Source organism: Asticcacaulis sp. P2_C5 (assembly GCF_056404555.1).
On sequence record NZ_JBFUDU010000002.1, the window covers coordinates 173,885 to 196,008 of the forward strand.

The following is a 22,124-nucleotide window of genomic DNA, read 5'->3' on the forward strand; positions in this document are numbered from 1 at the left end:
TCGATTTTAAATTGGTAAATTAACGAAACTGGATGCAAGAAAACCAGTCAAACAGGCGTTTAGGGAAACGGATAGATTAATGGCTGAATTTGTGCTTTTGAGCGACATCAGCAATGGAGCCTATCTCAAGCTCGCCCTGGCCAAACGCGGCGAGCGGCCGGACGAGACGGAGTATTTTCCTTGCGAGACCCTGGACGAGTTCAAGGCCTCGATCACGAGTTTCCTGAAGGCCCATGACAGTCCACGATTAATGGGTGCTGCGATTTCCGCCGGCGGCTGGGAACAGGGCGGCATCATGGCCATGCCCAACCACCGCTTCAATATCAACCGCGCAGGCATGCGCGAATTTCTCGATATCCAGCGGCTGAACCTGGTCAATGACTGCGTTGCCAAGGCACTGGCCGTGCCGCGCCTCGACACGACCGAACGGCGCCAGATCTGTGGCGGCGAGCCGGTGGATGAACAGGTCATCGCCGTGATCAGCGCCCATCGCGGCCTGGGCCAGGCCGCCCTGGCCCCTGACGGTATGGGTAACTGGACGGCCATGCCGTGCGAAGGCGGCCATTCGGACCTGACGCCGACCACCGAGTTGGAGTGGCAGGTGTGGAACGTGCTGAACGACAAATATAAAGGTCACGTTTCGCGCGAACGCGCCGTCTCGCTGCCCGGTATGGGTGATATATGGCGCGCCCTGGCCATTGTTTCGGGTGACACGGCCGCTGCGGTTCCGGAAGCCGAAGTCATCGTCAGCCGCGCCCGTGGCGGCGACGAACGCAGTCGTCAGACCGTCGATCTGGTGACGGGCTGGCTGGCGTCCTTTGCTTCGGACATGGCACTGATTCTTGGAGCGCGCGGCGGTGTCTATCTGGCCGGGGAACTGGTCGAGGTCCTGGGCGACCAGCTCGATGTCGAAGCCTTTGTCCGGCGTTATGCCGACAAGGGCCGTTTGACGGATTACGTTTCGGAAATTCCGGTGTATATGGCAACCGCCAAGGACATGGAAGTCATCGGCCTGGCGACGCTTTTCGACTGACTTTCGACTGATCTTTGCCAGTTCTACTGATCTTTGCCAGTTCTACTGATCTTTGAAAGACATCACATGGCGGAATATGTTCTTCTCTGCGATTTCATGATCGGCGCTTCGGTCAAGATGGCTCTGGCGCGTCCCGGGACGCGGCCACCGGAATCGACCCTGTATTCCTGCCCCAGCCGGGCCGCTTTCGACGAAGCGATGCTCGATTTTCTCAGCCAGAACGGCCAACCGAAGCTGATAGGTGTCGCCATCTCGTCGCGCGGTTGGGAACGCAGGGGCATACTGAAGCTGCCGGGCAAGGATATGACGATTGTCCGCGATGACATACGTGCGCTGCTGGATGTCCAGCGCGTCAATCTGGTCAACAATTTTGTCGCCCGGGCATTGGCCATTCCGCGCCTGAAGCGCAGCGAGGTCGAGAAGATCTGCGGCGACGACGCCATGGACGAACAGGTCATTGCCGTATTGGGACCGCACCATGGACTGGGCCTGGCGGCCCTGGCGCCCGATGGCGCCGGCAGCTGGACCGCCATACCCTGCGAAGGCGGTCACTCCGACCTGCCCGCCACCACCGAACGCGAGTGGCAGGTGCGGCAAATCCTGGCGCAACGCCACGGTTATGCGGCACGTGAATTCGCCGTCTCACTGGATGGGCTGGCCGGCCTGTGGGCGGCCCTGTCCGAACTGGACGGCGACGAGGTCGTCAAGAAATCACCCGAAGAAATCATCGCCCTGGCCAGTATCGGTGAAGCGCGCGCGGTGGAGGCGGTGCAGCTGTGCCTGGGCTGGCTGGCCGCCATGGCCTCCGACGTGGCGCTTATCCTGGGGGCGCGTGGCGGTATCTACCTGACCGGCGATCTGATGGATCTAATGGCCGACCTGTTCGACGTCAATGCCTTCCGGGCGCGTTATGTCGACAAGGGCCGGCTGAGCGAATATGTCGGCGAAATCCCGGTGTTCAAGACGCTGGGCAAGGATCTGGAAATCATCGGCCTGGCGACCTTGTTCGATTAACGGGGTCAGCCTCAACAAAAGATTTGAACACGGATAAGGCACAGATACCGCTGCGCGGACGTGGATGAAAGCACGGATGGGATCTGCATCGACCACCCCGAAATGCTTTGTTGATTCACGACCGCGAACCAACTCAACGAGGCTGACAACTGATGCTGCCAGATAATGATCATACCAAGAAGGTCTTTGAACACCTGGAGGCCGCGCTGGATGCCAAAGCGTCGCGATTTGCGCGATATTCAAACGATGGAAAAGACGACCTCTTTGTCATGGAGCTCGACGACCATCCGCAAACCGGTGTGAAGACCTATTCAACTGTCGGCCTGTCCAGATTTCCGTTAATGAAAAACGAAAAACGGAGCGCAGTGAGCTTGGAAATTATCGGATCTTGCGGATCCGCGTTCCCTGATTTTAACAATTTGATTTCAGCCTCGGCTTTTCACGTTATTTTTTCGAAATGGTACTGCTGTCCCGGAATGATCTATCCGGATGTCGTATCTCAGTGTGGCATATCCGTAACGATGAACGATGTCTATTTCGCCAATCCGTTTCTGTGGGACAACAAACTGCATAATCTAAAGGTCAATAGTTCCACGGTCGCATGGCTGTTGGCTGTGCCAATTTCCAGGGGAGAATCGAATTATGCTAGGAAGTTTGGCACGGATAAGCTCGAAGAACTGTTTGAGAAAGAAGATATCGATATCTTCAATCTGAACCGTCAATCGGTCGTCTGATCAGGCTTTCTCACTCAACTTCGCTTCGGCAATGTCCCGTGCAGCCGGGTCGCCGACATGCATCCAGTCGCCATCCATGACGCAGCCGGCGATGCGACCCTGGGGCGCCAGTTCGCGCCACACCTTCGCCAGCGAAAAGGCGGCCTCGGGCACACCATCGACGATCTGCGGTCTGGTGATGTGCACGCCCATATAGTTGAGCGGCGCCGTCGCGGCGGCATTGCGGAAACTCAGGCGGTCATGGCCGTCGATAAAGAAATCGCCCGCGCCGTCGAAGCCTGTGGTCCGCTCCATCGGGGCCAGCAACAGGGCGGCGTCCATGGTCTCAGGGTCCCACAGGTCGCACAGGGCGGTCATGGCCGTGCCGTCGGGTGCGGTTTCCAGCCAGACACTGTCGATATTGGCCACCCAGATAGGATCCTCGCCGAGATAAGGCCGCGCCTTTTTCAAACCACCACCGGTTTCCAACAGGGCTTCGCGCTCATCCGATATGACGATGTCGAGATCGCGGCGTCCCTTGAGATGGGCCTCGAGACGATCGGCAAAGGCGTGGACATTGACGACAAAGCGGCGGGCGCCGGCGGCGTGCAGGCGATCCAGCATATGATCGATCAGGGTTCGGCCACCGACCTCGACCAGGGCCTTGGGCCGGTCATTGGTCAGGGGCCGCATGCGCGTGCCTAGCCCGGCAGCGAGGATAAAGGCGGTTTCGGGACTCATCTTCAGACCCTAAGTTTATCCGCAAAGCCGTAACGATGGAACCATTCGTTCAGGCCTTCCATGCCCGGCGCCTTCAGATTACGCGCCAGATGGCCCCACATGCGCGGGATGAAGATCTCGTAGCGCGGCTTATGATAGTGCACGACCAGGCGGGCAAAAATACCGAGGATACGGGCTTCGTTCAGCGTCGCCAGGGCGTTGTAGTCACGCATGAAGGCTTCCCTGTCGACGCCTGGGCGCAGACTGAAATAATGGTCGAGCGCAGCGCGCTCCAGTTCCGGCGAAACGTCGCGGCGGGCGTCCTGCAGCAGGGACAGCAGGTCCCATGACGGGTGCGAACGCAGGGCATCCTGGAAGTCGATCATCCCGACCCGGGCAACGCCTTCGCGTTCGGGCAGCCAGAGCAGGTTTTCGGCGTGGTAGTCGCGATGGATGAAGACCGTAGCACCTGCTTCGGCGCGCTGGCGCAAGGGTGACCACAGGGCTTCCCATTCATCGAGCGCCGTGTCCGACAGGCCTTGGCCACCGGCGTAGCGTGGGTACCATTCGACGAACAAGCCGGCGCCCGTCTTCAGCGCCAGGTCGTCATAGGTGAGCAGCGGCCAGTCGCCGTCTAATACATTGGGCGGGGTCAGTTCGTGCAACTGCGCCTGGGCTTCGATCGCCGACATGTAAAGCGGCGTTTCGTCCTGGCCCTTGGCGATCAGGGCCGCGAACAGGTCGTCGCCGAGGTCTTCGGAGATCAGCAGCCCATTGGCGGCATCAACCTCGTAGATTTCCGGCGCCGACAGGCCCTGCGCGCGCAGATAGTTTGCAGCGGCGACAAAGGCTTCGATACGGCCGGCGGCGAGGCGCGCCATGGCATTGTAACCCGACTCCGTGCGTTCGGCTGGCGTCTCGAAACGGCCGCAGGGCTGGGTTTCGAGCGCCGGCGGCTGGTCCATCAACATGAAACTTCTGCCGCCCTTCAGCAGGCGCTCATAGCGGCGGGTTGAGGCATCGCCCGGCAAGGGATGGCGTTCGGCGTCACCAAAGCCCGAGCCAGTCAAAAATCGGCGTTTGGTCGCCTCTCTGTTATCCATCTTAATCTACGCGAGTCCTGAAATTTCCATGCGGTCGCAAGGTGGCGATTCGGCCATGGGGAAAACGGGTCTTATCGGCTGTTTCCAAAACGATGTCGAGTCGGTCGTCATAACCCAGGTGGCCCAGACGGTCCGGCCATTCGATCAGCAGGACCGACGTTCCAACCGCATCGTCGAGGCCCAGTTCATAGGTCTCTTCGGGTGCTTCCAGGCGGTAGAGATCGAGATGCAGGAGATCGAAGCCTGAGGTGTCATAGGCCTGGATCAGGGTGAAGGTCGGCGAGGGCACGTCCTGGTCGGGCTGAGTCAGGGCGCGGATCAGGCCGCGCGCCAGGGACGACTTGCCCATGCCCAGTTCGCCGGTCAGGTAGACGACGTCGCCGCGTCGCAAATGCGGAGCGACCAGGGCGCCGAGTCGCGACGTGGCGGCCTCATCGGGCAGATAGAGGCTGTGCGGCTGCGACAGGTCGAGCGTATTGAGTTCGGAGGGAGTCAACATGGGCTAGGCGGTAAACGGTGCGTCGGGGTTGCCGGCCAGGGTGCGTTCGACATAGGCTTTCAGGGTATCGGTGTCGAGACCCGGCGCGTCCGGAGCGATCAATGGGCCCACCGTCAGGTCGAAGCGCTTGCCCGCCTTGTTCAGCAGTTCGTGGAACAGGGTGATATCGCGCAGTTCCTGCGAAAAACGATTGAAGAGATGAAACCAGAAGGAGTCGGGACCGGTGAGGTGAACGGGCACGATGGGTGCGTCATATTTCTGGGCCAGGGAGACCGCCGTCGTCGCCCACGGCGGGTCGGCCAGCTCGCCCTGCGCATTACGACGCGCCAACCGGCCGGCGGGGAACATGACGACGCAACGTTCGGCTTCGAAAGCGGCTTTAGCGGCGCCGAGCGTGACACGCGTCTTTTCGCGCGTTCGCTTGGCCTCCACCCATTCGACAGGGATCAGGGCTTCGGCAAAACGCGGATTGACCCGCAAAGCGTCGGCATTGGCAAAAAAGATGGCGTCGTCGCGCAGGCGCAACAGGGCGTCATAGACCGCGATGCCGTCGGCTATGCCCGTCGGGTGATTGACGATGACGACGCAGCGGCCGGTCTTCGGGATGCGCTCGGGACAGCGGGCCCGGACATCGAGCGACAGCAGGTCCGAGACGTAGCTCAGGGCCTCCGCTCCCGCCATGGACCGAACGGCGTCGGCCATGCGCCGCGCCTTCGGATAACCCAGTATGGTGTAGAGGACAGGCTTGACCCATGGCCAGACAGGCGAGGCGACCAGGCGCGGGGCGCGTTCATAGATCAGTTCGTCGATGATATGCAGGGCCATGCTTCTTCACTTGCCATAGCCTTGACTTGCAGGCAATCGCCGGGCTTGGCAAGGCCGGGCGGACGGTGTTAGTTTACGCCCCATGACCCAGTCCGATATCAAGCCTAACAGTGAAATTGGCAGCGAAAACGGCAGCGAGGATCGCCGCCGCCCCAAGTCCAAGGTGGTGTATGCGATTCTGTGGGGAGTGACGGTTCTGTGTGTGATTTTTGCACTGATCGTCATGTTAAATCAGGGCTAGGGCGGCAAAAGTCCATAAATTGATGGATTTTTTATATTAAGTATTTGTTAATCCGTATGAAATTTCTGAACGCGGATGAGCCTTTCCGGCTGGGGCTTTAACGACTATAGTTAATGGCGACGTGTTTGCTCGGGGGTATGGATGAACAGGAAAATCCTGTTGTGGCTGATGGCACTGGTAATCATCGTCCCGGCTGTGCTGGGTACGGGTTACTGGCTGTATTGGGACGCCTATATCCGCTACGCGCCCGTCACCATCACCAGCGCCGAAGACCTGCCCAAGATCCAGAAGCTGCTCGACCGCGTCGACTATCTGACGCCGGGCAAGAAGGACAAATGGGTCTATCTGGTCACCTATCGCAGCTGCAAGACGTGTAACGATTACGAAGACACCGAACTGCCAAAGTTTGCAGCGGTGGGCGTCGATACGCGTATCGTGCCGTTTTCCCTGCCCGACAATCAGGGTGTCATTCGCTCGACACCCGAGGAGCGTTCGACCATCGCCGAGCTGTGGCTGACGCGGAACTGGGATTTCTACAAGGCCTGGCATTCGGCGACCGACGAGACCTGGACGGCCCAGGGCCTGCCCGTGGCCGATGACGACATGGCGCGTTCGGCCGTGGTCGGGGCGTCGCAGAGCTTCAACGACCAGATCAATGAGCTGCTGCGGCGGAACAAGGTCGCCGTCAGCTACCCGCTGATTATCTGGCGCGACAAGAACAACCAGCTGCGCGTCTGTGGCTGTGCCAACGAAAAGGCATGGCATTTCGTGCGTGAAGAGCTGAACGCTCCCAATTCGGTCGGCGGTACACAGATATTCGGCGTCGAGGTGCCGAGCGAGATCACCCTGCCCAAGTTCGGCAGCGAAGGCGCCGCTTCGTCGTCGGCTTCCGGGCCCCCGACCAAAATGCCGGACTCCAAGTAGGTTTAAGTTATTGAAGGTTTTGATGATGCGTATGCTCGCCGGTCTGGTGGCCGCCGTTATGCTTGCGGCGCCGTTTCATGTTTCGGCCCAGTCAGCGTCCTATGAACTGGTGGCGGCACCGACAGCACAGCGCGGCCAGGTCGTCGAGATCAACGGCGTGAAGACCTATACCGCCGAAAATGGCTGGTACACGGTGACCCTGGGGCCCGACGACACCACCGACCTCGACCAGGACCTGCGCTATTTTACCTATGGCAAGAATACGCCGGGCCATTTTGTCGAGATCGTGGTCGCCACGGCCGGGATGAAGCCCGATGAAACCGTCATGAGCTTCGACGATATCGAATCCGGCATTGCCGACATGATTTCGCCGACGGAACGGCCGGCTTTCCTGGACGGGCTCTATATCAGCGATCGCAAGATCATTACGCTCGGCGACGGCAACGGTCATAAGCCGATGCAAATTGCGTTGTGGATCGGCAAGGACCCTAAGGCACCCGATGCGGTAACCGTGATCGGCGGGACGCTGCTGCCCAAGGGCAATCTGATGGTCATGATCGACGCAGACAATGCCGAAGACGCCGAGGCCGTTTTGCGCGCTCACTTGCGGATCGCGGCCGGTGTGCTGGAATAAGAGGTATGAGCCGCCCGCGCAACGCGGTGACGGCACGTCCTTTTACGGTGGAATTTTGGATCACGAAAAGCACGAAAAGCAGAAAAGCACGAATGGAGTGGGCTGATCCTATATCGCCCGAAGGGCATTCAATACAGTTCCTGGTCGCAGGCGTAGAATGAAGGCGCTTCGCGCGGGAGAATCTTTCACCCTGATATTCGTGCTTTTCGGTTTTTCGTGCTTTTCGTGATCCAAAATTCCACTGCCGAAGACGCGCCGTCACTACGTTGCGCGAACCATCCAAACCCGCTTGCAAAGGAAAGCCCGCCCCGGCGTGACCGGAGCGGGCTTTTCTGTTGGCCGTAAGGCTTGTTCTTATTCCGCGTCGGGGTTCGGGGCAGGCGCTGCATTGGCCATGGCGGCGCGCAGTTCATCGCCCTTGGAGCCGCGGGTCGAGCTTTGCGAACGTTCGACGATACGCGCCGACTTGCCGCGACGGTCGCGCAGATAGTACAGCTTGGCGCGACGGACGACGCCGCGACGCTTGACTTCGATCGAGTCGATCATGGGCGACAGGAAGGGGAACTTGCGCTCCACGCCTTCGCCGAAGCTGATCTTGCGGACCGTGAAGGTTTCATTGATGCCGGAACCGGCGCGAGCAATACAGACGCCTTCGAAGGCCTGGACGCGTTCGCGGTCGCCTTCCTTGATCTTGACGTTGACGCGCAGCGTGTCGCCGGGTTGGAAGGCCGGGGTCGTCTTGCCAGCTTTCAGCTTGGCAACTTCTTCGGCTTCGATCTGTTGAAGCAGGTTCATAACTATTCTCCTTTAGGGGCTTTAATGCCTTTTGCCTGTGATTTGGAAAGCCAGGCCGCCCACATATCGGGCCGCCGTTCTTTCGTTATTGCCTCTCTCTGTTGCTGCTTCCACACGGCCGTTTTCTTGTGGTCGCCGGATAACAGCACTTCAGGGATGTCGAGGCCCTCGAACGTCCGCGGTCGCGTGTACTGCGGATGCTCCAGGAGTCCATCCTCGAAGCTCTCGGTATCGAGACTTTCCGATGCGCCGAGAACCCCCGGAATAAGCCGCACCACTGCCTCGACGGTCACCATCGCCGCCGCTTCTCCGCCCGCAAGGACGGCGTCGCCGACGCTGATTTCCGTAAACCCGCGGGCGTCAAGCACCCGTTGGTCCACCCCTTCGAAACGGCCGCACAGGACAATCAGTCCCGGGGCGGACGCCCATTCCTTGACTTTCGCCTGGGTCAGGGGTTGGCCCCGGGCGGACATGTAAACCTTTGGGCGGTCAGCCAAAGAACCAGATTGGTCAATCGAATCAAGGGCTTTGGCGATGACGTCGGCCTTCAGCACCTGACCGGGACCACCGCCCGCAGGGGTGTCGTCAAGAAAGCCGCGCTTATCGCTCGAAAAGGTCCGAATGTCCAGTGTTTCCAAGGACCACAGACCAGATTCTTTCCACGACGTGCCGATCAGCGAGACGCCGAGCGGGCCGGGAAAAGCTTCGGGAAACATGGTCAGGACGGTGACATTGTAGGACATGGGCGCGGCTGTTACCACAAAGGGGGCGGATTACCAACCCGATGTCACGCCTTGACAAGGCACGGCAAAGGCGGAACCCTCGGATACAGGTCAGATAAGGGGGCATCGATGTCGGACAGCGAAGGCATTCAGCAACGCAATCCGTTCGGTGTTTTTCTGAAGCGGACGGCCTTTTTGACGCTGGGGCTGGTCGTTCTGATCACCATCTGGGTTCATGAGCGCTATGTTCTGAACCCGTACGATCCGCAATTCGCCCGCTTCGCCCCGTTCAAATGGTGGCTGATTCCGCATATTGTGACAGGCGCGGTGTGTCTGGTGCTGGGGCCGTTGCAGTTTTCGACCACGATCCGCACGCGAAAGCCCGGGCTTCATCGCTGGACCGGACGGGTCTATGTGGTGTCGGCGGTCATTTCGTCCTGTCTGGCTCTGTATATCGTCCTGAAGCATGAGCTGCCCGCCAATCAGTGGGTCATGGGCAGTATGGCGATCTTCTGGCTGGTGACGACGGCCTTTGCCTGGCTGTGCGCGGTCAGGCGCCGGTTCGACCAGCATAGACTGTGGGTCGGGCGCAGCTATGGACTTACCTTCACCTTTGTCAGCACCCGCTTTATTCCTGACGTGGTGATGCCAGGTATGGATTATTACGAGGTGACGACCTTGTACTGGCTGCTGATTGCTGTGGCGCTGATTCTGCCGGATGTGCTGGCCGTCTTTGGGCCACGGCCCGTCAGCAAGGTTTGAAACACAGGGGATGAATTACGGTCCCTGATTTCCAAAAGCGTAAACCACGCCGAATATGAAAAAAGCTGAGACAAGGACTGACAACACTGTTCCGAGTACGTCCAACCACCTTGCTTTCTTAAAGAGGCACAAATAAATCGAATATACCGTGCTGACAAACATCAATATGCCGATCAAAATGTATCCAGCATCCACAAAAGGACTGGCGTTCACCAATCCACACACACGTTCGTGTTCATTGTGGTATTCGCACACTTCTTTCGGAAAATACGTCAACACGACCTGCCAAAAGAATAGGCCTGTCAGGATCAATAGCGGCGCGAGCCAGAATATATATTTTTTCATCGCGACGGTTGCCTTTGTCATCGCATCTCTTAAGTCACCTCGTTTGTTCTAATCATTCGTGGTTGAAATCTGCAAACCTATTTTCCGGCGCGGCGGTCGAGCTCGTTTTTGGTGGCGCTATAGGTCGCCACGCAGTAGGGCACGATATAGTTCAGAGCCACGTGACCCCAGGCAATGCCGTGCCACGCCAGGATAGCTGCGCCCTGATTGATAGCGTTCAGGACGGTGCCGATAACCAGGGCGATGCGGATGGCGTTCAACACCACCCGCTTCGACAAGGCGACTGTCCAGAACTCCCGGTTCAACGGCGCAGACGCAGGGTCACACCGTAGGTACGCGGATTGCCCATGAAGGCGTCGTAGGTGCCGCTCTGGAAGGGGGCCGCGAAAGCGACCTGGTAATAGGTCTCATCCGTCAGGTTCTGGCCCCACAGTTCCAGCATCCAGTTGCCGTCCGGCGCGCCCAGGGCCAGGCGGCCATTATACAGGGTGTAGGCCTTTTGCAGCTTGATCGGGTTGAGGTCCGAACCGGTGTTGTAGGCGCTGTTATAGCGGCCATCCACGGTCGCGGTCAGTTTCAGCGCACCCATCATATGACTGTAGTCGAGACCGAAGGCCGACGACCATTTCGGCGCAAAGGCGGCCGTATTGTTGGCCAGAAGCGCCAGGCTGGGGATGGCTTCGGGGCCGAATTTCGACTCGTTATAGGTGACGCCGGCGCGCAGGCCGAGGCCGAAGCCGGTCACGTAACGGCTGTCGAGTTCGATACCCTTCGAGCGCAGGTGCGGGATCGAGGTGACGACAAAGGTGGTGCCCAGGAAGGTATTGAGCTGGAAATTGCGGAAGGCTTCATCGAAGGCCGTGGCGTCGACCGCCAGGCGGTTGTTGATAAAGCGACCCTTGAAGCCGACCTCGTACGACCGCGAGGTCTCAGCCCGGAAGGACGAGTCGCGATCGACGGTAAAGTCCGCTTTCTGCTCACGGTCGAGATTGTAGCCGGCGCCCTTCCAGCCCTCGCCATAGGAGGCGTAGGCCATGAGCTTCGGGCTGATCTGCCATTTCAGTTTCAGCGAACCGACGGTGGCGGTCTCGGCGCTGCTCTGGGCCAGGTTCAGGTTGTTGAAGGCCGGGTTCGACCACGGCAGGCACAGAACGCCCAGGCTGGCCGTGGCGTGGGCGCAGGCCAGACCACCGTCGCTATTGGTGAAGCGCGAGATCAGGGTCTTTTTCTGGTGATTGCTACGCGCGCCGGCCAGCAGGGTCAGCTGGTCATTGAGGAACCATTCGACATGGCCGAAGACCGCCGTGTTGCGCTCACGCTGGTCGTAGGTGTCGTGATTGCCCTGACCCGACACGAAGGATTGACCGACCGGCAGGCCGGTGATCTGCGACACGCGCGTCGGATTGGCGCCGCCCGACAGCAACAGGCTGAGATAGGATTCGTAGTCGTCGCCGTAGATGGTTTCATCGTGACGCGTCAGGTCTTCCTGGTCGAGGAAGACGCCCAGCATCCAGTCGAAATTCCACGTCTTGCCGTTCAGGCGCAATTCCTGGGAAATCGTGTCGAAGCGGTTGCCGAATTCGCCGCCTTCGTTGCGGTAGTAGATATCGGCCGACGTGAAATCGGCATCATAGCCATTGGTGTGGTCCCAGTGACGACCAGCGGTGATCGAGGTCAGCTGGACCGAGTCGCTCAAGACCACGTCGCTTTGCAGGGACAGGCCGGAATCGACGATAACCTGGCCGGTCGGGCGATTGGACCAGGCCCGGCGGGCCTCGGGGTCGACGACACTGGCCGTACCCTGGCCGCCGGTCAGGCTGTCGATATAGCCGCGTGTGCCGCCGATGGCGATGCCCGTGCCGGTACAGCAGCTTTCGTCGCGTTTGGTGTAGTCGCCGATAACGCGGACACGGACGGAGCCATTGGGCGTGAACAGCAGCTGACCACGCGTCGACCAGTAGTTGGTGTCGCCGTCGTCGGTACGGGTGCGTGGGCCATCGCCGATGTGGACGTCGTACTGGCCGTCACGCTGGCGCGTCGTCAGGGAGAGGGAGCCGGCCAGGGTGTCGCTCAGCGGGCCGGTGATATAGGCGGCGGCGCCCAGCGTCCATTGCGTGCCAGCGGTCAATTCCAGCGACGACGATGGTGTCATGCTCGGCAGCTTGGTCACCACCTGGATGATGCCGGCTGAGGCGCCCTTACCGTAGACGTCCGATTGCGGGCCCTTAAGGATTTCGACGCGATCGATCTCACCCAGGTCGCTCATGGCCGTGGCGGTGCGCGGGCGCAGCACGCCGTCGATCGTTACGCCGACCGAGGATTCGAGACCGGGGTTGTCACCGACCGTACCGACACCACGCAGGCGGGCCGTGGTCTGGGCTTCGTTGGCCGTCGAGATAATGAACAGAGACGGGGTGAGGACCTGCATATCCTTCAAGTCATGGGCGCCGGCCTTTTCCATCTGATCGCCGGTTACCACCGCAACCGCCAAAGGTGCGCGGCTAAGCGGTTCGGCCCGCTTCTGCGCGGTGATGATGACTTCCGTGGTCGCCTGGTCGGCATGGTCCTGAGCAAGGACAGGTGGGGCGAGGAAAGCCGGAACCAGTGCGGTGAAAGCCAGAAGGCGCAGCGAACGAAATGACATTAGATGGTCCTGAACGGCGGCCGATGTCCGGCCCGAATGGTTTGCGCCCCTAAGCGCTTTGTTTCGCAGGTGCAAGAGCTTTCCCTGAGTTACATAAGAAACTTTCCCTTAGGTAAAGTTCAAATCCCTGTGCTGACAGGAATTGACGTCCGGCAGGGGTACCACAACAGCGCTATTTTCCCGTTCCACTGTGGTGCGGCTGTGACAGTTGTAAGGTTATACCATGCGAAGCTTAAGTGTTTTTGAAAGCATCAGCGTCGACGGCTATTTTACCGACGCCGACAACGAAGTGGACTGGGCCTATGCCGGCGGCGAAGACCCGGAATTTGCTGCCTTTACGGCCAGCAATGCCAAGGGTGGAGGCGCTCTGGTTTTCGGCCGGGAGACCTATGACATGATGGCCGGGTGGTGGCCTTCGCCCATGGCGGCGGAGGCAATGCCCGAGGTGGCGGCGCAGATGAACGCCCTGCCCAAGATCGTCTTTTCGCGGTCGTTGGAGACGGCCGAGTGGCAAAATACCACCGTGATTCGCGGCGATGCCGTGGCGGAAATGCGCCGGCTGAAGAGCGAAGACGGCGGCGGCATGGTCATATTGGGCAGCGGATCGATCGTCGCCCAGATGGCGAAGGCCGGTCTGGTGGATGACTATCAGCTGGTCGTCTGTCCGGTGGTGCTGGGCAGCGGACGGACAGTGTTCGATGGCGTCGATATGACCCGGCTGAAGCTCGGCGACAGCCGCACCTTCAAGAACGGCAAGGTATTTTTGCACTATAAGGCTTAAATATTTTTTAGCTCAAGCGCCGCCGCACGGGCGGCCCCGATGGCTCCTCGCATAAGCTCGGGCGGCCAAAGAGCGCTTTCTGGCGCCCTTGCCAAGCGCGATGAACCATCGCTGCTTGGAATTAAACGCTTCATTAGCGTCGGCATGGTAATGACGTAACGGAACCTCAGAACGAGAACCGTCATGATCACCAAGCTGCGCCTGGCCATCCGTAACGATCTCGAAGCGCCGGATGAGGCACGCCGGTTCGGGTCGGGCTATATCAGCGGTGTCCTGGCCCTGGTGCTGGGCGGTTGCGCCCTGCTCCTGCTGCTCAGCCAGCAATATCCAACCCTGTTCGCGGTCAGGGATCTCGACTTCCTCCACCACCATGCCGGCTATATGCTGGCCGTTCAGGCCATGGCCTTGCTGGCCTTCGTGCTGGCCTGCGTCAACCTGGTGCTGCGGCGGAACAAGGTCCTCGGTTTTGCCGCCCTGGCCTGCGTGCTGCTCACGACGTCGCTGGGCGCGATGGGCAGCGCCACCTTGCCGCGCGAAGCCGCCCTGAACCTGGGCCTCGACTGGTTCGTCCTCAACCTGCTGCTCAAGGGCTTCCTGTTCGTGCCCCTGGAAAAGCTGTTTTCGCGCAATCACAAACAGCCGCTGTTCCGGGCGGAATGGCGCGAGGACCTGTCCTATTTCCTGATCAGCGGTATCTTCATTCAGATCATGGCCTTTGTGTCGCTGGCGCCCAGTCTGGCGGTCATGGCGCACACCACCGGCTGGCAAGGCCTGCGCGACGCTGTGGCGCATCAGCCGATTGTGTTGCAATTCATCGAGCTGATGATCATTTCGGACGTCATGCAGTACGGTTTCCACCGCCTGTTCCACCAGATTCCGTTCCTCTGGCGCTTCCATGCCGTGCATCACTCGGCCCAGACCATGGACTGGCTGGCCGGGTCGCGCATGCACATCGTCGAGATCATCGGCCTGCGCGGTATCTCGATCATCCCGATGTATGCCCTGGGGTTCAGCCAGCCGGCGCTCTATTCGTACATCTTCTTCGTCTATCTGGTCGCCGTCTATGTCCATGCCAATCTGCGCTTCAACGACAAATGGCTGACGCCCTTCTTTGTGACGCCGCGTTTTCACCACTGGCATCACGGCATTGAGCAAGAGGCCATAGACGTCAATTTCGCCGTCCATTTTCCGTGGCTGGACAAGCTGTTCGGCACCTATTACCTGCCCGGCGACAAATGGCCGTCGGGCTACGGCATCGGCGGCCATCCCGTGCCCAAGGGCTTTATCAAGCAGCTGCTGTATCCCTTCCAGCGCGAAAAACAGACGCCGGCGGAGTAGGCCGTGGCTGCTATTCCGCCTCTGTTTATGGCAAAATAATCGGCGCACATCAGGGAGCATCCGGCCCGTAGATGAGCCTGAAAGGCGGTCGAATGGCGACTAAGTTGTCGAACGAATCTCGAATTCATGCTCGACGATCATTATCCCGCCGGTTGATAGGCTTAATTTCCATACTCCAGGGACATCCGCATCAAATTGCGGGAAGAAAGCAGCTGGGTAACGGCTAACCTTTCCCAAGTGGGGATTCAATGTCAAATCAAAGTAAGAGATTCCAGCGACTGTGTCGTCTGGCCGCGTGATAGAGTAGTCAATACGCAAGATCGTGTTCTGCGCGATCGCACCAGTCTCTATAACACATTGAACCGAAAGCTGTAGTTTCGGATGCGGAAGTGGGATGTCATACCATGCCCATCCGCCACCCAGAACACAAAATAAATGATTACCTTGTGCACTTATAGCATTGGCTAGGAATATAGTAGAAATACGCAAACCGTTATCGAAATCACTTTCATCACCTGCACGGCCAACAAAACCAGCAGAACCGCCGCCGCCGCCGCCGCTCCCTGGGTCCCGCCCGGCTTCCCCGTCCAAGTCGATTGGCTCATGGAAGCCTGCTGGGGTCACGCCAACTATATTAAAAACCCCACCGTCGCCGCCGCCGCCGCCATGCCGTCCACCCTCTCCACCGGCCTTCAAAGTCGCTCCGCGAAAGTCCATATGTACGGATTGTTTGTTGGGTTTAATTGATGCCAACAGATCTGCAACCAACGCGTTGGAAAGGGCAGGCACCTGATTATCACCTGCCTTTGCCTCATGTTCAGACTTGATGGCCAGCAGTTTTTCAGGGCTGTAGGCCGCCCCCTTTTTTGCGTCAATAATTTTGTGATGCCTGGAACACATCAGGATCAGATTTTCGTGTGAATGCCTTTGTATTGACGATTGGCTACTATCGTAACGTGGGCCTCGGGGGCGTTGCGCTCGAATATGGCAAATTTCAGCTGTAATAGTATGTGTTGCCGGATCAACAATAGCTGTCGAGCAACCTGGAAAAGCGCATCGATTCATTGACAACGCAAAGAGTCGTCGAACGGTGGTGGCTGTGGGTCTTTGTAGCGTTGTCATTTGTACCCTAGAGAAGTATCTAATAAAGCATCGCTGATGCCCGCAGCATCAAAAACTGACCGAACAATATAGGCCCGATTCCGTCTCGTTGAACACGTTAATAGCCTTTGGCACGATTGAACACAATTTTGGCGGGCCGTGACGAGTATACCCACGGTTCAAACGCTCTTTTTTGCTCACGCAAGACCGCGTTGATACGCGTTTGGATAGCTTTCGTCTTTTGACTTAGACTATTCGGCCATCCCAGCGTTCGGACGAACCGCAATGGGGTTTCTTGATAGGCCAGTAGTATTTGCCATGTACGCCGTTGATCAATCCATCAGGTCGCGCACGTCTCTATTTATGAACCCTTGCCTTAGCCTAATGTCGCTACCCTTGCCAAGCGTCCTGGCTTCGCGCATAATCGGACCTGCGCATCAGGGCGCATCCGGTCCGCGGGCAGGGATTTTCCCACCTTTATCTACCTGAATTCGTTTCGACGAACCTTCCTTTCAGCCCTCACAGCGGACCGTGGGCAGACCTGAAAGGCGTTCGTATTCATGACCAAGTCACCCCTCTCCCAAACCGCAGACCTCAATCTCGACTTCTATCGTAAGCGCGCCAAGGCCCTGTTGCGCGCCGCGCGCGCCGGTGATGCCGCTTCCAATGCCCGTCTGAAACGCTATGGCAGCCACGATGAACCGGCGCTTCACGCCGCGCAGCTGGCGATCGCCCGCGAACAGGGTTTTGCCAGCTGGCCGCGTTTCCAGGCCTTTGTCACCGAATCGAATCTCGACTTCCGCCAACTGGTCGACCGCTTTATTTCGGCCGCTACCTCGGACGGTCGCCGTGCGCGCGATATCCTGGCCGACCACCCCGATGTCGTCGGGGCCGGAGTCTATGTCGCCCTCGTCATGGGCGACTGGGAAAAGGTCGCCGACGCCATCGCCGCCGATCCGGACTTCGCCACCGAAAAATCTGGCCCTGAAGGCGTAGAGCCGTTGGTCTACGCGTGTTTTTCGCGCTTCGGTCATCCCGGATCGCCACGCGCCACCAAACTGGCCTTGACCGTGCGGTTGTTGCTCAGTCGCGGCGCCGATCCCAATACGGCGTTCATCTCCGATGACGGGCCGTTGTCGTGCCTCTATGCCGTCAGCGGCCTGCTTGGCAATGTCGAGATGACGCGTTTGCTGCTCGAAGCCGGTGCCGATCCCAATGACGGCGAGTCGGTCTATCACGCCACCGAACATGCCGACCTGACGTGTTTGCGATTGTTACTGGAGCACGGCGGCAAGCCTGATTCGGCCAATGCCCTGAAGCACATGCTTGACCGGGAAGACTGGGAGGGTGTCCGGTTGCTGCTCGACCATGGCGCCGACCCAAATCATACCAATCCCCAGGGCGATACGGCCTTGCACTGGGCCGTGCGGCGTGGGCGCAGTGTCGCGATTGTCGCCATGCTGCTCGAGGCCGGCGCCGATATCGATGCGGTGCGCAACGATGGCCGGACAGCCTATGCCATGGCGGTTGTCGACGGACAGTCCGCGATGGCCGAATATCTGGCCGGGCGCGGGGCGGATACGCGATTGAGCGCCATCGACGCCTTTGTGGCCGGCCAGGGCGGTGAGGTTCCTCCGGAAAGCGCCCATTCACCGGAAAACGCGCGGTTGCTGACCCAGTTGGCTGAAGGCGGCAATGTGACGGCGGTCGAGGGCCTGCTGAAGGCCGGTGTGCCCGTGGGCGCCCGGGGCGACGGCGGCATCACCGCCCTGCACTATGCGTGCTGGCGTGGGGATGTGGCGATGATGCGGATATTGATCGCTGCCGGCGCGCCACTTGATGTCAAGGACGACATGTATGGTGCGACGCCCTCGGGATTCCTGCATCACGGATCTACCAACTGCCGTCTGGGCGACTATGCCGAGGGGACGCGGATGTTGCTGGCAGCCGGTCTGCGAGAGTGGGATGAACCGAGCGGGAATGCCAAGATGGATGCTGTGTTGCGCGAGGCGGGGCTGATATAGGTCAGAAGGATCGTGCTACTCTACGTATCCACGTCTTCGACAGTGGAATTTTTTTGGCACGAAAAGCACGAACGAAGTAGAAAAGCACGAATATTCAAGATGTTACAATCCTATGCGCGAAGCGCCATACATCGCATTTGATGTCCCACACGCAAATTATAGCCCTTCGGGCGAAGAATTTTTAGCTTGCTCCCGTTCGTGTTTTTCGACTTCGTTCGTGCTTTTCGTGCCAAAAAATTCCACTGTCAAAGACGCGAAAGCTCTGAAAGCGCTATAGTTATCTTACCGCACATGCAGACCCAGCTCCGACAATAGCTCCGCCGCCTGGCTACGCGAGATGGTGGCGCCCTTGAAGCGTTTCGCGTCGTCCAGGCGAACGCCGCCAATATCGGTCCCGCGCAGATCGGCGCCCTGGAACCGGGCGTCGGTCAGGATGGCGTCGCGCAGGGAGCAGTCTTCGAATACGGCATCGCGGAAATCGCAGCGCTGCAGGTCGGCATTGTGCATGTCGAGCTGTTTCAAGGTCTGTTTTTGAAACGATATGCCGCGGAGACGGGTGTCATTCAGCCGGCATTCTTCAAACGCGATATCCAAGGTCTTGGCGTCATTCAGATTGGCGCCGGTCAGCTTGCAACGCTGGAACCGCGCCTGAGTCAGGGTCGCACCGCGGAACAGGCTGTTATTGAAATCACAACCGGTGAACTTGGCCTCGATCAGAATGGCGCTGGTAAAGTCGGCATGGGCGCCTTTACAGCCGATGAACTGGGCGTGTTCCAGCTTAGCGCTAACAAATCGGGTTTTACGCAGCAGGCATTGCTCGAAGATCCAGCCGTTGAGGATCATGTCGGACAGGTCCGCCTCTTCGACTTCGCAGCCGACAAGATGAACGGGCTCGCCCTTATTGGCCAGGAGCAGGATGGCGCCGCGGTCGAGGATTTGGTCGGTGATGGTGGTTGGATTCACGTGCGCGCCTAGTCGATGAACATAAAGCTATGGACGATGGACGGGACCAGCGACAGGGTAAAACCCAACCATCCGACCCAGGTGAGTTTATTCATCAGGCCTGCTATCAAAGCTATGATGAGAAGTCCTAACACAATCTGTTTTGAATAACCAAAATAGGCATTGGCGGCCTCGGGTGCCAATTTTCCTACACACTGCGGCCACCCGAAATGCTGACAGGCGGCATTCGAAGTGATCTCGTAGAGAGCAAGCCAGATGAGCGGCAGCCATCCGATCCAAGTCCGCCAGGTGAGGTATTTGGTCATTCGTCCTCCTTCCCGATCCTAGCGCTGTCGCGTTATGGGGTCGAGGGGTCCGCGACCCCTCGCCTTGGATATAAAAAAACTGGACAACCCCTAAAGGGGTGCCCAGCTTTTTTATCTTGAAGAACGAAGGGGCTACGAGCCCCTTCACCCCGTTACTTGACGGCGCTTAGTCGCGACGGCGACGACGGCGCGGACGGTCACCACCGCGGTCACCGCGATCACCACCATCCGCCATTTCCAACTCGCCTTCATCGCCAGCGGTTTCACCCGAAGCCGCGCGAGCCGCATTGCGTTCCGCACGCTCAGCGTCCATCTTTTCGGTCAGGTCCTCACCGGTTTCCTGATCGACCACCTTCATGGACAGCTTCGTCTTACCGCGGTCGTCGAAGCCTAAGAACTTCACCTTCACTTCGTCGCCTTCGTTCAGGACGTCCGAGGTCTTGCCGACCTTTTCGTTCTTGATCTGCGAGATGTGGACCAGGCCGTCCTTGGCGCCGAAGAAGTTCACGAACGCGCCGAAATCGACGACCTTCACGACCTTGCCCTTGTAGATGGCGCCGACTTCCGGTTCCGAAGCGATCGACTTGACCCAATCGCGGGCGGCGTCGATCTTGCCTTGGTCCGAGGCCGAGATCTTGATCGTGCCGTCGTCGGCGATGTCGATCTTGGCGCCCGTCTTTTCGACGATTTCGCGGATGACCTTGCCACCGGTGCCGATGACTTCACGGATCTTGTCGGTAGCGATCTTGATGGTTTCGATCTTCGGCGCAAATTCGCCCAGCTCTTCGCGAGCGCCCGAGATCGCCTTGTTCATTTCTTCCAGGATGTGCAGACGGCCTGCATTGGCCTGGCGAAGCGCCTTGGTCATGATCTCTTCGGTGATGCCGGCAACCTTGATGTCCATCTGCAACGACGTGATGCCGTTGGCCGAACCGGCCACCTTGAAGTCCATGTCGCCCAGGTGATCTTCGTCACCCAGAATGTCGGACAGGATGGCGAATTCGCCGGACGGTTCCAGGATCAGGCCCATGGCGATACCCGACACCGGCGACTTCAACGGCACGCCGGCATCCATAAGAGCCAGCGAGGTGCCGCAGACGGTCGCCATCGAGGACGAGCCGTTCGACTCGGTGATTTCCGAGACAACGCGGATCGTATAGGGGAAGTCTTCGGCGGTCGGGAGCATCGGACGGACCGCGCGCCAAGCCAGCTTGCCGTGGCCGATTTCGCGGCGACCGGGCGAGCCCATACGGCCGGTTTCACCGACGCTGTACGGAGGGAAGTTATAGTGGAGAAGGAACTTCTCCTTGTAGGTGCCTTCCAAGCTGTCGATATACTGTTCGTCTTCACCGGTGCCCAGCGTCGCCACAACCAGGGCCTGGGTTTCACCGCGGGTGAACAGGGCCGAACCGTGGGTGCGCGGCAGGATGCCGACTTCGGAGACGATCGAGCGGACCTTGTCGACGGCGCGGCCATCGACGCGACGGCCGTGGTCGATAATGTCGCGACGCAGGACGTCGGCTTCGCATTCCTTGAAGGCCGAACCGAAGATGGCGGCTTCGACGCCGTTCGGGTTTTCTTCGGTCTTGACCAGGACAGCAGCGGCCTTGGACTTGGCGGCGCCGACGGCGTCATGGCGGTCATGCTTGCCGGTATGGCCATAGGCGGCGATGATGTCCGGACCGACCAGCTTCTTGATTTCGGCAACGACAGCCGAGAAATCTTCCGGTTCGAATTCGAAGGGTTCCTTGGCGACGTGTTCGGCCATTTCGATGATGGCGTCGATCACCGGTTGCATGCCCTTGTGCGCAAACATCAGGGCGCCCAGCATCATGTCTTCCGACAGTTCCTTGGCTTCCGATTCCACCATCATCAGCGCGTCCTGCGTGCCGGCGACGACGAGGTCGAGTTGCGATTCCTTGATCTGGTCGACGGTCGGGTTCAGCACGAACTCACCATCGATAACGCCGACGCGAGCGCCGCCGATCGGACCCATGAACGGAACGCCCGAGAAGGTCAGGGCAGCCGAGGCCGCGACCATGGCGACGATGTCCGGATCATTTTCCATGTCATGCGACAGGACGGTACAAACAACCTGGACTTCGTTCTTGAAGCCCTTGACGAACAGCGGACGGATCGGACGGTCGATCAGACGCGAAACCAGGGTTTCCTTTTCCGACGGACGGCCTTCGCGCTTGAAATAACCACCGGGGATCTTGCCGGCGGCGAAGGTCTTTTCCTGATAGTTGACGGTCAGCGGGAAGAAGTCCTGGCCCGGCTTGGGCTTGCGGGCGTACACGACGGTGGCCAGCACGGTGGTCTCACCGTAGGTGGCCAGCACGGCCGAGTCGGCCTGACGGGCGATACGGCCCGTTTCGAGCGTGAACTTGCGGCCAGCCCAATCGATGGATTTTCTTTTGATATCGAACATATGTTTTCTTTCTATGGACCCTCGCAACCCCATGTCGGGAGAGTCAGCCGTTATCGGAACGGCGCGTTTAAGGGGGCTTTTCTTGTTCCAAGCCCAGCGTATGTCAGCGAAACACGTGGTTTCGCGGGGTGTTAAGCAGATCGGCCATTGCGGCGGATCGGGGTGTATAGTCCGCCGTTTTGGCGGAGGTCGTGCGTGTCGTCCTGT

General features: G+C 59.2%; 23 protein-coding genes. 10 read left to right on the plus strand and 13 right to left on the minus strand.

Annotation, left to right across the window (positions count from 1 at the left end):
* Nucleotides 1-79 precede the first annotated feature (79 nt).
* The 3 genes from AC1DXO_RS04435 (at nucleotide 80) to AC1DXO_RS04445 (ending at nucleotide 2,781) form a co-directional block, all read left to right on the plus strand.
* Nucleotides 80-1,033 carry a glucokinase gene (locus AC1DXO_RS04435; RefSeq protein ID WP_476976886.1) on the plus strand — a complete coding sequence of 318 codons (954 nt, stop codon included), beginning with the start codon at nucleotides 80-82 and terminating at the stop codon, nucleotides 1,031-1,033.
* 66 nt (nucleotides 1,034-1,099) lie between these two features.
* A complete protein-coding gene (locus AC1DXO_RS04440; protein ID WP_476976887.1) occupies nucleotides 1,100-2,047 on the plus strand; it encodes a glucokinase in 948 nt (315 codons plus the stop codon).
* Between the two features lie 152 nt (nucleotides 2,048-2,199).
* Nucleotides 2,200-2,781: a suppressor of fused domain protein gene (locus AC1DXO_RS04445; protein ID WP_476976888.1), complete on the plus strand. Its 582-nt coding sequence runs from the start codon at nucleotides 2,200-2,202 to the stop codon at nucleotides 2,779-2,781.
* Here AC1DXO_RS04445 and AC1DXO_RS04450 read toward each other — a convergent pair whose 3' ends face one another.
* From AC1DXO_RS04450 to AC1DXO_RS04465, 4 genes are read right to left on the minus strand one after another with little or no spacing between them, the layout of a single operon-like run.
* On the minus strand, nucleotides 2,782-3,501 hold the full coding sequence (locus AC1DXO_RS04450) for a nucleotidyltransferase family protein (RefSeq protein ID WP_476976889.1): 720 nt from the start codon (nucleotides 3,499-3,501) through the stop codon (nucleotides 2,782-2,784).
* Between the two features lie 2 nt (nucleotides 3,502-3,503).
* Nucleotides 3,504-4,583, minus strand: coding sequence for an N-acetylmuramate/N-acetylglucosamine kinase AmgK (gene amgK / locus AC1DXO_RS04455; RefSeq protein WP_476976890.1), 1,080 nt, complete (start codon nucleotides 4,581-4,583; stop codon nucleotides 3,504-3,506).
* Nucleotide 4,584: 1 nt separating this feature from the next.
* On the minus strand, nucleotides 4,585-5,082 hold the full coding sequence (gene tsaE / locus AC1DXO_RS04460) for a tRNA (adenosine(37)-N6)-threonylcarbamoyltransferase complex ATPase subunit type 1 TsaE (protein ID WP_476976891.1): 498 nt from the start codon (nucleotides 5,080-5,082) through the stop codon (nucleotides 4,585-4,587).
* Nucleotides 5,083-5,085: 3 nt separating this feature from the next.
* A complete protein-coding gene (locus AC1DXO_RS04465) occupies nucleotides 5,086-5,907 on the minus strand; it encodes a GNAT family N-acetyltransferase (RefSeq protein WP_476976892.1) in 822 nt (273 codons plus the stop codon).
* Nucleotides 5,908-5,989: 82 nt separating this feature from the next.
* Between AC1DXO_RS04465 and AC1DXO_RS04470 the strand changes: the two genes are divergently transcribed.
* The 3 genes from AC1DXO_RS04470 (at nucleotide 5,990) to AC1DXO_RS04480 (ending at nucleotide 7,706) form a co-directional block, all read left to right on the plus strand.
* The gene (locus tag AC1DXO_RS04470) at nucleotides 5,990-6,148 is read left to right on the plus strand and encodes a hypothetical protein (protein WP_476976893.1); all 159 of its coding nucleotides are present in this window, start codon (nucleotides 5,990-5,992) and stop codon (nucleotides 6,146-6,148) included.
* 141 nt (nucleotides 6,149-6,289) lie between these two features.
* Entirely contained in the window at nucleotides 6,290-7,072 is a 783-nt protein-coding gene (locus tag AC1DXO_RS04475; protein WP_476976894.1) for a hypothetical protein, read from the plus strand.
* Nucleotides 7,073-7,094: 22 nt separating this feature from the next.
* Nucleotides 7,095-7,706, plus strand: a complete 612-nt coding sequence (locus tag AC1DXO_RS04480; protein WP_476976895.1) for a hypothetical protein — start codon at nucleotides 7,095-7,097, stop codon at nucleotides 7,704-7,706.
* Nucleotides 7,707-8,060: 354 nt separating this feature from the next.
* On the opposite strand, the gene rplS is transcribed toward AC1DXO_RS04480, so the two are convergent.
* The gene (gene rplS, locus AC1DXO_RS04485) at nucleotides 8,061-8,501 is read right to left on the minus strand and encodes a 50S ribosomal protein L19 (RefSeq protein WP_476976896.1); all 441 of its coding nucleotides are present in this window, start codon (nucleotides 8,499-8,501) and stop codon (nucleotides 8,061-8,063) included.
* A gap of 2 nt (nucleotides 8,502-8,503) precedes the next feature.
* Complete coding sequence (trmD, locus tag AC1DXO_RS04490) at nucleotides 8,504-9,244, minus strand: tRNA (guanosine(37)-N1)-methyltransferase TrmD (protein ID WP_476976897.1); 741 nt, start codon at nucleotides 9,242-9,244, stop codon at nucleotides 8,504-8,506.
* Nucleotides 9,245-9,352: 108 nt separating this feature from the next.
* Here trmD and AC1DXO_RS04495 point away from each other — a divergent pair, with 108 nt between their 5' ends.
* Nucleotides 9,353-9,985, plus strand: coding sequence for a DUF2306 domain-containing protein (locus AC1DXO_RS04495; protein WP_476976898.1), 633 nt, complete (start codon nucleotides 9,353-9,355; stop codon nucleotides 9,983-9,985).
* 15 nt (nucleotides 9,986-10,000) lie between these two features.
* On the opposite strand, the gene AC1DXO_RS04500 is transcribed toward AC1DXO_RS04495, so the two are convergent.
* From AC1DXO_RS04500 to AC1DXO_RS04510, 3 genes are read right to left on the minus strand one after another with little or no spacing between them, the layout of a single operon-like run.
* Nucleotides 10,001-10,351, minus strand: coding sequence for a hypothetical protein (locus tag AC1DXO_RS04500; RefSeq protein ID WP_476976899.1), 351 nt, complete (start codon nucleotides 10,349-10,351; stop codon nucleotides 10,001-10,003).
* Nucleotides 10,352-10,407: 56 nt separating this feature from the next.
* Nucleotides 10,408-10,608: a nitrate/nitrite transporter NrtS gene (nrtS, locus tag AC1DXO_RS04505; RefSeq protein ID WP_476976900.1), complete on the minus strand. Its 201-nt coding sequence runs from the start codon at nucleotides 10,606-10,608 to the stop codon at nucleotides 10,408-10,410.
* Between the two features lie 23 nt (nucleotides 10,609-10,631).
* Nucleotides 10,632-12,974 (minus strand): TonB-dependent receptor, encoded by a 2,343-nt coding sequence (locus AC1DXO_RS04510; RefSeq protein WP_476976901.1) that lies wholly within the window; start codon nucleotides 12,972-12,974, stop codon nucleotides 10,632-10,634.
* A gap of 223 nt (nucleotides 12,975-13,197) precedes the next feature.
* On the opposite strand from AC1DXO_RS04510, the gene AC1DXO_RS04515 reads away from it, so the two are divergent.
* Both AC1DXO_RS04515 and AC1DXO_RS04520 read left to right on the plus strand, forming a co-directional pair.
* Nucleotides 13,198-13,755 (plus strand): dihydrofolate reductase family protein, encoded by a 558-nt coding sequence (locus tag AC1DXO_RS04515; protein WP_476976902.1) that lies wholly within the window; start codon nucleotides 13,198-13,200, stop codon nucleotides 13,753-13,755.
* A gap of 183 nt (nucleotides 13,756-13,938) precedes the next feature.
* On the plus strand, nucleotides 13,939-15,093 hold the full coding sequence (locus AC1DXO_RS04520; protein WP_476976903.1) for a sterol desaturase family protein: 1,155 nt from the start codon (nucleotides 13,939-13,941) through the stop codon (nucleotides 15,091-15,093).
* A gap of 99 nt (nucleotides 15,094-15,192) precedes the next feature.
* Here AC1DXO_RS04520 and AC1DXO_RS04525 read toward each other — a convergent pair whose 3' ends face one another.
* Entirely contained in the window at nucleotides 15,193-16,215 is a 1,023-nt protein-coding gene (locus tag AC1DXO_RS04525) for a hypothetical protein (protein ID WP_476976904.1), read from the minus strand.
* Between the two features lie 539 nt (nucleotides 16,216-16,754).
* Between AC1DXO_RS04525 and AC1DXO_RS04530 the strand changes: the two genes are divergently transcribed.
* Nucleotides 16,755-18,218 carry an ankyrin repeat domain-containing protein gene (locus tag AC1DXO_RS04530; RefSeq protein ID WP_476976905.1) on the plus strand — a complete coding sequence of 488 codons (1,464 nt, stop codon included), beginning with the start codon at nucleotides 16,755-16,757 and terminating at the stop codon, nucleotides 18,216-18,218.
* 282 nt (nucleotides 18,219-18,500) lie between these two features.
* Here AC1DXO_RS04530 and AC1DXO_RS04535 read toward each other — a convergent pair whose 3' ends face one another.
* The 3 genes from AC1DXO_RS04535 to pnp all read right to left on the minus strand — a co-directional run bounded on the left by AC1DXO_RS04535 (nucleotide 18,501) and on the right by pnp (nucleotide 21,917).
* Nucleotides 18,501-19,181 (minus strand): pentapeptide repeat-containing protein, encoded by a 681-nt coding sequence (locus tag AC1DXO_RS04535; RefSeq protein ID WP_476976906.1) that lies wholly within the window; start codon nucleotides 19,179-19,181, stop codon nucleotides 18,501-18,503.
* Nucleotides 19,182-19,189: 8 nt separating this feature from the next.
* On the minus strand, nucleotides 19,190-19,486 hold the full coding sequence (locus tag AC1DXO_RS04540) for a hypothetical protein (RefSeq protein WP_476976907.1): 297 nt from the start codon (nucleotides 19,484-19,486) through the stop codon (nucleotides 19,190-19,192).
* 166 nt (nucleotides 19,487-19,652) lie between these two features.
* A complete protein-coding gene (gene pnp / locus AC1DXO_RS04545) occupies nucleotides 19,653-21,917 on the minus strand; it encodes a polyribonucleotide nucleotidyltransferase (RefSeq protein WP_476976908.1) in 2,265 nt (754 codons plus the stop codon).
* Nucleotides 21,918-22,124 lie beyond the last annotated feature (207 nt).

What these genes read in the sequence shown, in the direction of transcription:
- AC1DXO_RS04435 (WP_476976886.1), top strand. Translation starts at nt 80, where the DNA reads ATGGCTGAATTTGTGCTTTTGAGCGACATCAGCAATGGAGCCTATCTC.
- AC1DXO_RS04440 (WP_476976887.1), top strand. Translation starts at nt 1,100, where the DNA reads ATGGCGGAATATGTTCTTCTCTGCGATTTCATGATCGGCGCTTCGGTC.
- AC1DXO_RS04445 (WP_476976888.1), top strand. Translation starts at nt 2,200, where the DNA reads ATGCTGCCAGATAATGATCATACCAAGAAGGTCTTTGAACACCTGGAG.
- AC1DXO_RS04450 (WP_476976889.1), bottom strand. Translation starts at nt 3,501, where the DNA reads ATGAGTCCCGAAACCGCCTTTATCCTCGCTGCCGGGCTAGGCACGCGC.
- amgK (WP_476976890.1), bottom strand. Translation starts at nt 4,583, where the DNA reads ATGGATAACAGAGAGGCGACCAAACGCCGATTTTTGACTGGCTCGGGC.
- tsaE (WP_476976891.1), bottom strand. Translation starts at nt 5,082, where the DNA reads ATGTTGACTCCCTCCGAACTCAATACGCTCGACCTGTCGCAGCCGCAC.
- AC1DXO_RS04465 (WP_476976892.1), bottom strand. Translation starts at nt 5,907, where the DNA reads ATGGCCCTGCATATCATCGACGAACTGATCTATGAACGCGCCCCGCGC.
- AC1DXO_RS04470 (WP_476976893.1), top strand. Translation starts at nt 5,990, where the DNA reads ATGACCCAGTCCGATATCAAGCCTAACAGTGAAATTGGCAGCGAAAAC.
- AC1DXO_RS04475 (WP_476976894.1), top strand. Translation starts at nt 6,290, where the DNA reads ATGAACAGGAAAATCCTGTTGTGGCTGATGGCACTGGTAATCATCGTC.
- AC1DXO_RS04480 (WP_476976895.1), top strand. Translation starts at nt 7,095, where the DNA reads ATGATGCGTATGCTCGCCGGTCTGGTGGCCGCCGTTATGCTTGCGGCG.
- rplS (WP_476976896.1), bottom strand. Translation starts at nt 8,501, where the DNA reads ATGAACCTGCTTCAACAGATCGAAGCCGAAGAAGTTGCCAAGCTGAAA.
- trmD (WP_476976897.1), bottom strand. Translation starts at nt 9,244, where the DNA reads ATGTCCTACAATGTCACCGTCCTGACCATGTTTCCCGAAGCTTTTCCC.
- AC1DXO_RS04495 (WP_476976898.1), top strand. Translation starts at nt 9,353, where the DNA reads ATGTCGGACAGCGAAGGCATTCAGCAACGCAATCCGTTCGGTGTTTTT.
- AC1DXO_RS04500 (WP_476976899.1), bottom strand. Translation starts at nt 10,351, where the DNA reads ATGACAAAGGCAACCGTCGCGATGAAAAAATATATATTCTGGCTCGCG.
- AC1DXO_RS04510 (WP_476976901.1), bottom strand. Translation starts at nt 12,974, where the DNA reads ATGTCATTTCGTTCGCTGCGCCTTCTGGCTTTCACCGCACTGGTTCCG.
- AC1DXO_RS04515 (WP_476976902.1), top strand. Translation starts at nt 13,198, where the DNA reads ATGCGAAGCTTAAGTGTTTTTGAAAGCATCAGCGTCGACGGCTATTTT.
- AC1DXO_RS04520 (WP_476976903.1), top strand. Translation starts at nt 13,939, where the DNA reads ATGATCACCAAGCTGCGCCTGGCCATCCGTAACGATCTCGAAGCGCCG.
- AC1DXO_RS04525 (WP_476976904.1), bottom strand. Translation starts at nt 16,215, where the DNA reads ATGACAACGCTACAAAGACCCACAGCCACCACCGTTCGACGACTCTTT.
- AC1DXO_RS04530 (WP_476976905.1), top strand. Translation starts at nt 16,755, where the DNA reads ATGACCAAGTCACCCCTCTCCCAAACCGCAGACCTCAATCTCGACTTC.
- AC1DXO_RS04540 (WP_476976907.1), bottom strand. Translation starts at nt 19,486, where the DNA reads ATGACCAAATACCTCACCTGGCGGACTTGGATCGGATGGCTGCCGCTC.
- pnp (WP_476976908.1), bottom strand. Translation starts at nt 21,917, where the DNA reads ATGTTCGATATCAAAAGAAAATCCATCGATTGGGCTGGCCGCAAGTTC.